The organism is Trichococcus alkaliphilus, assembly GCF_003008695.1.
In the GTDB taxonomy this organism is placed as follows: Bacteria; Bacillota; Bacilli; order Lactobacillales; family Aerococcaceae; genus Trichococcus; species Trichococcus alkaliphilus.
The window spans coordinates 329,579-336,550 of sequence record NZ_PXZT01000002.1; the positions used below are offsets into that span (position 1 = coordinate 329,579).

The following is a 6,972-nucleotide window of genomic DNA, read 5'->3' on the forward strand; positions in this document are numbered from 1 at the left end:
CGTTGGATAACCTCCGGAGACCGGAGCTGTCCAACGCTTTTTTTACTTTTCTCTTTAGCCTTCTGCTTCGGCCATTTCTTCCGCCAAGTTGTGGTAACCGATTTCCTTGTCCATGAAATCATCGGATTGGACGGCGAAATGTTGCGTGATGCTTTCGATGGTTTGGATCTCGCATTTTGCTTCGTCAACGATGTAATCGAGGATGTGTCCGCCGAATTTGCGGTCGTCGCTGATGAAATGGCAATGGAAGCCACCTTTGGCTACCCCGTCGAACAGTTCCGGCGTATAGATGCCGATCGCGGTTCCCTGCATATCGTAGGCCTCGAACTCTGGCTGGACGCGCGTCGCTTCAATCAGGCGCGGATAGGGTTTCTGCTGCTTCGGCACCGCCCGCGTGTGCATGTACTCGAAATGCCCAGTAATTTTGACGACCGAAAACACATTCCGGCTGCGCACGCGTTTGACGATATCCGAGCGTACTTTCCTAAGCGTCATTGGCCGATCGATATCGTATTCGCGGTCCGGTCGGAAGAACGTCACAGCGGCATGCGGCGTTGTCTGCGCTGGATCCACGCTCGAGATCGAGCCATCCTCCTTCGCTTGGTAGGCGATGCCGTCCAACAGGATCAGTTCTCCTTCAAAATCATGGAAAGTACCAATCCCGATGTCCCCATGCTTCAATAGTTCTTCGAATGTCAGGGTCCCGTCGAATACCCCCGCCATCAGATCCCCCAGCGTTTGATGCTGATACAATGTACTTTCGCCCATCTGCTCCCGCCCCTTCTGTGCCCTTACGCAATCATTTGTTATTTTGTCTGATCATGATAGCCCATTATATCACAGCGGGAAGGCGTCAAACAATCGTGTCTTCAGGGGTGTCAGGCGCTGGGCGACCAGAATAGGGGCCGCCCCGAAAACGAGACAGCCCCATTAGTATTACGCTAATTTTGTTTCCAGGTAATCAACCAAAACATCTTTCGGATGGTAGCCGGTCAGTTTTTCAACCGGTTGTCCGTCTTTGAACAACACCATTGTGGGAATGCTCATGATGCCGAACTGTGAAGCCGTCATTTGGTTCTCGTCGATATTCAATTTGACGATTTTCACTTTGTTATCCATCTCTTCTTCGATTTCTTCCAAAACGGGGCCGAGCATGCGGCAAGGGCCGCACCAAGGCGCCCAAAAATCCATCAATGTCAAACCTTCCTGTACTTCACTCTGCCATGTTGTGTCTGTTACTTGTGTGCTCATGCTTTATCTGTCCTTCCTTAAACTGTATATTTTTGCTTTAATTTCTTATCAATAAAACGTATTATACCCCACCCGGTATTATTAGTAAATAAAAAAGATTTAAAAGTAAGCAAGATGATTGACAATCCATCGTAACAGGCATAATATAGTTAGGGCACGAACTATATGGGTGGTGAAAAATAATGAGCAACACAGACTTGCTGGGATTCCGGATCAGATCGCTTTGGCAACAAATTAAGCGTCTCATGAATAGGCACTTGACCGAAAATGATGGTTATGGCCTGACCGGCATGCAATTCGCGATTGTTTCCTACATCGCCAAAGAATCCGCAGAGCGGGACGTCTTTCAGAAAGATCTTGAGCAGAAATTCGACATCCGCAAATCGACCGTCACAGGCATCCTGAATACGATGGAAAGGGATGGCTTGCTACTGCGGGAAACCGTTCCATACGACGCCAGACTGCGGAAAATGATACTGACGGATAAGGCTTTGCAAGCAAAAAAAAATTCAGAACAAGTGATTGATACCGTGGAGAACCAATTGTCCAAAGGTTTAACTGAAGAAGAAATCGCCACTTTTTTGACGATTCTCGAAAAAATCTTGAAAAATGCAGAAAGCTGATTGCCTCAATCATTTAAAAAAACACCCAATCATTATTTACGGAAAGGATTAACGCTATGATAAAAAAACTCATGGGCAGCATACGCGAGTATAAAAAAGACTCGATCCTTGCCCCTATATATGTCACTTTGGAAGTCGTCCTTGAAGTGCTTATCCCCTATCTGATGTCTATGATCATCGATAAAGGGATCGGAGAAGGAGACATGCCGTTCATCATCCGCATCGGACTGATCTTGATCGTCTCCACCCTCTTTTCTTTAGGGTTCGGAGTCCTGTCCGGTTTGCATGCGGCAAAAGCTTCGGCCGGATTCGCCAAAAATATCCGCAAGGACATGTACTACAATATCCAGGATTTCTCATTTTCGAATATCGATCAATTTTCGACATCCAGTCTGATCACCCGTTTGACGACTGACATCACGAATGTCCAGAACTCTTACCAGATGATCATCCGGATTATGGTCCGGGCGCCGCTTATGCTCGTATTCTCATTGTTGATGGCTCTGAGCATCAACAGTGAACTCGGGATGGTCTTCCTTGGAGCGATCCCGTTCCTGGGCTTCGGTCTCTATCTGATCATGTCACAAGCCTTCCCGATTTTCCAGAGAGTATTCCGCACCTATGACAAGCTGAACCGGGTCGTCCAGGAAAATCTTTATGGCATCCGGGTCGTCAAGTCCTTTGTGCGTGAAGAGCACGAAACCGAAAAATTCAAATCCGTCTCCAAGAAAATCTACACTGATTTCACCAAAGCCGAAAAAATCTTGGCCTTCAACAGCCCTTTGATGCAGTTCACGATGTACGCAAGCATACTGACCTTGTCCCTATTGGGCGCGCGCATGATCGTCTCCGGTTCGATGACGACAGGCCAACTGATGAGTCTGATCACTTACGCTTCCCAAATTCTGATGAGTTTGATGATGATTTCGATGGTCTTCGTTATGGTCACGATCTCCCGCGCTTCAGCGGAGCGGATTGTGGAAGTACTGAGTGAGGACAGCGACCTGAAGAACAACAGCAATCCAATCATGGTCATTCCTGACGGATCGGTAACTTTCGAGCAGGTTGACTTCAGTTACACCAATGATCCGAAGAAGCTCGCCTTGAAAAATGTCAGTTTTTCCGTCAAATCAGGGGAGACGGTTGGCATCATCGGCGGCACTGGCAGTGCCAAAACCTCTTTGGTCCACCTCATTCCGCGTCTTTATGATACCACCGGTGGTACGGTGAAAGTCGGCGGTGTCGATGTCCGCGATTATGATATGCAGACATTGCGCAGCGAAGTCGCTATGGTGCTCCAAAAAAATATCCTGTTCTCGGGAACGATCAAAGACAATCTGCGCTGGGGCAATCCTGCCGCTACCGATGCAGAGCTGATGACTGCAGCGCGACAGGCTCAGGCCGATGAATTCATCCAACGCCTTCCTGATGGCTACGACACTTATATTGAAGAAGGCGGCACAAACGTTTCCGGCGGGCAAAGACAACGGCTCTGCATCGCGCGCGCTTTGGTGAAACAACCGAAGATCCTGATTCTCGATGACTCGACCAGCGCCGTGGATACCCGGACGGACTCCTTGATCCGGACCGCTTTCAAGGAAGAAATCCCGAACACGACCAAATTCATCATCGCCCAACGCGTCTCTTCCGTTCAGGATGCCGACAAGATCATCGTGATGGAGAGCGGCAGCGTCAATGGCATCGGAACGCACGCTGAATTGCTTGCAACAAACACGATTTACCAAGAAGTCTACTATTCACAAACGAAAGGGGGAAAAATTGCTGATGAAGCCTAATCAACCAAAACGGCGCGGAGCCAAAGATGCCGGCAAAACGACAAGACGCCTCCTGTCTTATATTTCCAAAGGCCACAAATTCACCTTTAGCCTTGTATTGATCTGTATCCTCATAAGCGCCCTTGCCAATGTTGTGGGTTCGCTTTTCCTTAAGACGCTGATTGATGAGTATATCACGCCTTTACTGGGCGTAACCAATCCGGTCTTCACCAGCATGTACCGTGCGATCGCGATGATGGCCGGCATTTACATGATCGGTGTCGTGGCGACGTATGTCTACAACATCCTGATGGTTTCCATTTCCCAAGGGATCCAGAAAAAAATCCGCGATGAGCTGTTCACGCATATGCAGTCCTTGCCGATTAAATATTTCGATACGCATGCGCATGGCGATGTCATGAGCCGCTACACCAATGATATCGATACTTTGCGCCAGATGCTTTCGCAAAGTATCCCGATGGCCTTTTCTTCCCTGGTTACGATCGTCAGTGTATTCGCTGCGATGCTGGCGGTAAGTTTGCCGCTGACGCTCATCGTTGCCCTGATGGTCGCCTTATCGATCACCGTCACAAAGACGATCGGCGGCAAGAGTTCCGTCAACTTCGTCAAGCAGCAGCAGACGCTCGGTAAAGTGAACGGTTATATCGAGGAAATGATGCACGGGCAAAAAGAAGTCAAAGTTTTCGGACGCGAAACGGAATCCAAAGAGCGTTTCGACAAACTCAACGACGAGTTGCGCGAGAGCGCGACGAACGCAAACATCTACGCAAATATCCTGATGCCGATCCTGGGGAATCTGGGATTCCTGCAGTATGCTCTGATCGCTATGTTCGGAGGAGCCATGGCTGTCGCAGGCATCGGTGGCCTGACCTTGGGGGCGATTGCTTCCTTCCTGCAGTTGAGCCGTTCTTTCACAATGCCGGTCAACCAGATTTCCCAACAAGTTTCATCGATCGTGATGGCTTTGGCGGGTGCTGAGCGGATCTTCGAATTGATGGATGAAAAGCCTGAGTTGGATGAAGGCACCGTCACCTTGGTGAATGCAACCATGGTCGGTGATGAAGTGAAGGAAGCCGAAAACCATACCGGACTTTGGGCATGGAAAGTGCCTCAAGCAGATGGTTCGGTCCGTTATACGCAACTGACCGGTGATGTCCGATTCTTTGATGTCGACTTCTCCTACAATCCCGACAAACAGATTCTGCATGACATCAGTCTTTATGCCCATCCCGGCGAAAAAGTCGCTTTTGTGGGATCGACGGGTGCCGGCAAAACGACAATCACGAACTTGATCAATCGTTTCTATGACATCCAGGACGGAAAAATCGTTTATGATGGTATCGACATCGCAGACATCAAGAAAAATGATCTGCGCCGTTCCTTGGGTATCGTGTTGCAGGATACCAACCTCTTCACCGGAACGATTCTGGAAAACATCCGTTACGGCAATCTGCACGCATCCGATGAAGAAATTTATGCGGCAGCGCGCTTGGCGAATGCCGATGATTTCATCTCCCGTCTGCCGCTGGGATACCAAACAGTCATTTCCGGCGACGGCGAAGGACTTTCCCAAGGCCAGAAGCAATTGCTTTCAATTGCCCGTGCGGCTGTTGCCGATCCTCCCGTCATGATACTGGATGAAGCAACTTCCAGCATCGACACGCGGACAGAATCGATCGTGCAGCGCGGCATGGATGCGTTGATGCAGGGACGGACCGTTTTCGTCATCGCCCACCGCCTGTCCACTATCCAAAATGCGGATGTGATCATGCTGATGGAGCAAGGCCGGATCATCGAACGCGGCGATCATGAGAAATTGATCGGCGAACAAGGAAAATATTATCAGCTTTATACCGGAGCATTCGAGCTGGAATAAAAGAATCGGTGCGCAGCTCCGGTGAGGGTACGCTCGCCGGAGGTCACCGGTAACTTTCAGCCGCAACTCCGGCGAGGCTGCACTCATCGGAGTACGCATGCAGAATGTCGGCTTACCTCCGGTGAATCTCCGTTCACCGGAGGTAGGCTCCTCTATTCCCCTACTGGCCTCAGCGGGTACGCAAAGAAAGTTACCGGATAAATGAAAAAGCAAAGGCAGTCCCCATTTTGATATGCTCCCTCTATATAGGACAATGAATTACTTCAAGTCTTATATAGGGGGTTTTTATTATGTCTAAACATCAAATGAAACATTCTGTGGAAGAGAGATGTAAAATCGTTGAGAGATGCCTTGATAATGAAATCAGTGTTGCAGAGGCTACAAGAGAACTAAGCGTATCGAAAACGACAATCCAGAGGTGGATTACACTTTATGAAATGGATGGCCCATCGGCCCTTTTACCGGCAAAGAAGAGAACTCATTATTCCAAGGAATTGAAGTTGGCAGCTGTCACGGACTATCTGAACGGCTTAGGCAGCATGATTGAAATCGGCAAAAAATATGGTTTGCGGAGTAAGACGCAACTACAGAACTGGTTAAAGGTTTATAATACTCATAAAGATTTCAAAATAGAAAGCGGTGGAAGCTATATGAGTAAAACCCGGCCAACAACGTTAGATGAACGTTTGAAAATTGTGTTGGATTGCATAACCAACGACAAAGACTTTGGTTCCATGGCCATCAAATACCAAGTCTCCTACCAAAACGTCTATCAGTGGGTAAAGAGATATGAGGAATTAGGAGAAGCAGGGCTGGAAGACCGCCGCGGGCGCAGAAAAGGGACCCTACCCAGCCGGACTCCCGAGGAATTACTACAAGACGAATTAGCGCGTTTGAAACGCGAAAACCAACGTCTACAAATGGAACTTGATGTAACAAAAAAATTCCAGGAATTAGAAAGGAGGAATCGTTGGCGGAAGTAAGAAAACAAGTTGAGTACGAAACCATCAAGCAACTCCATAAAGAAAAAGGTTATCCAGTGCAAGCGATGTGCGAATTACTGCATGTGACACGCTCCGCCTATTATCGCTGGCTTAAGCAACCGCATAGTCCAAGGGAGATTCGCAACAACCAAATCGCTGAAGTAGCAAAACAGATCCATGAAGAACATGACGATATGGGTCATCGTCGGATACGCGATGAGTTGGAATATACCCATGGCATGATCATCAGTGACAACCGTGCCCTTCGGATCTGCCGCAGTCAACAAATCCAATCTCGAATCAAACATCGTGCCAATAGCATCACCAAAGGTGCGCAGAATCCCTATCATATCGCCGAAAATCGCCTCAACCGGAACTTTCGTGCAGAAGCACCAAATGAAAAATGGTTGACCGATGTGACCGAATTCAAGTATTACGAAGGA

Annotated in this window: 7 protein-coding genes; 5 read left to right on the forward strand and 2 right to left on the reverse strand. The window is 48.5% G+C overall.

The window, feature by feature from the left end; genetic code table 11:
* Positions 1–54: 54 nt before the first annotated feature.
* Together budA and trxA are read right to left on the reverse strand one after the other, a co-directional pair.
* On the reverse strand, positions 55–768 hold the full coding sequence (gene budA / locus C7R73_RS03160; RefSeq protein WP_106449072.1) for an acetolactate decarboxylase: 714 nt from the start codon (positions 766–768) through the stop codon (positions 55–57).
* A gap of 168 nt (positions 769–936) precedes the next feature.
* A complete protein-coding gene (gene trxA, locus C7R73_RS03165) occupies positions 937–1,251 on the reverse strand; it encodes a thioredoxin (protein WP_106449073.1) in 315 nt (104 codons plus the stop codon).
* A 182-nt stretch (positions 1,252–1,433) separates the two neighbouring features.
* On the opposite strand from trxA, the gene C7R73_RS03170 reads away from it, so the two are divergent.
* From C7R73_RS03170 to C7R73_RS03190, 5 genes are all read left to right on the forward strand, one after another.
* Positions 1,434–1,874 carry a MarR family winged helix-turn-helix transcriptional regulator gene (locus C7R73_RS03170; protein ID WP_106449074.1) on the forward strand — a complete coding sequence of 147 codons (441 nt, stop codon included), beginning with the start codon at positions 1,434–1,436 and terminating at the stop codon, positions 1,872–1,874.
* A gap of 56 nt (positions 1,875–1,930) precedes the next feature.
* Positions 1,931–3,670 carry an ABC transporter ATP-binding protein gene (locus C7R73_RS03175; RefSeq protein ID WP_106449075.1) on the forward strand — a complete coding sequence of 580 codons (1,740 nt, stop codon included), beginning with the start codon at positions 1,931–1,933 and terminating at the stop codon, positions 3,668–3,670.
* Positions 3,660–5,546, forward strand: a complete 1,887-nt coding sequence (locus C7R73_RS03180) for an ABC transporter ATP-binding protein (protein ID WP_106449076.1) — start codon at positions 3,660–3,662, stop codon at positions 5,544–5,546. Before C7R73_RS03175 ends, C7R73_RS03180 begins: the two co-directional genes overlap by 11 nt.
* Positions 5,547–5,836: 290 nt before the next feature.
* Positions 5,837–6,529, forward strand: coding sequence for a helix-turn-helix domain-containing protein (locus C7R73_RS03185; protein WP_106449077.1), 693 nt, complete (start codon positions 5,837–5,839; stop codon positions 6,527–6,529).
* Positions 6,517–6,972 (forward strand): IS3 family transposase (locus C7R73_RS03190; RefSeq protein WP_153060335.1); only part of this gene is annotated, 456 nt, incomplete at its 3' end. The genes C7R73_RS03185 and C7R73_RS03190, both read left to right, overlap by 13 nt.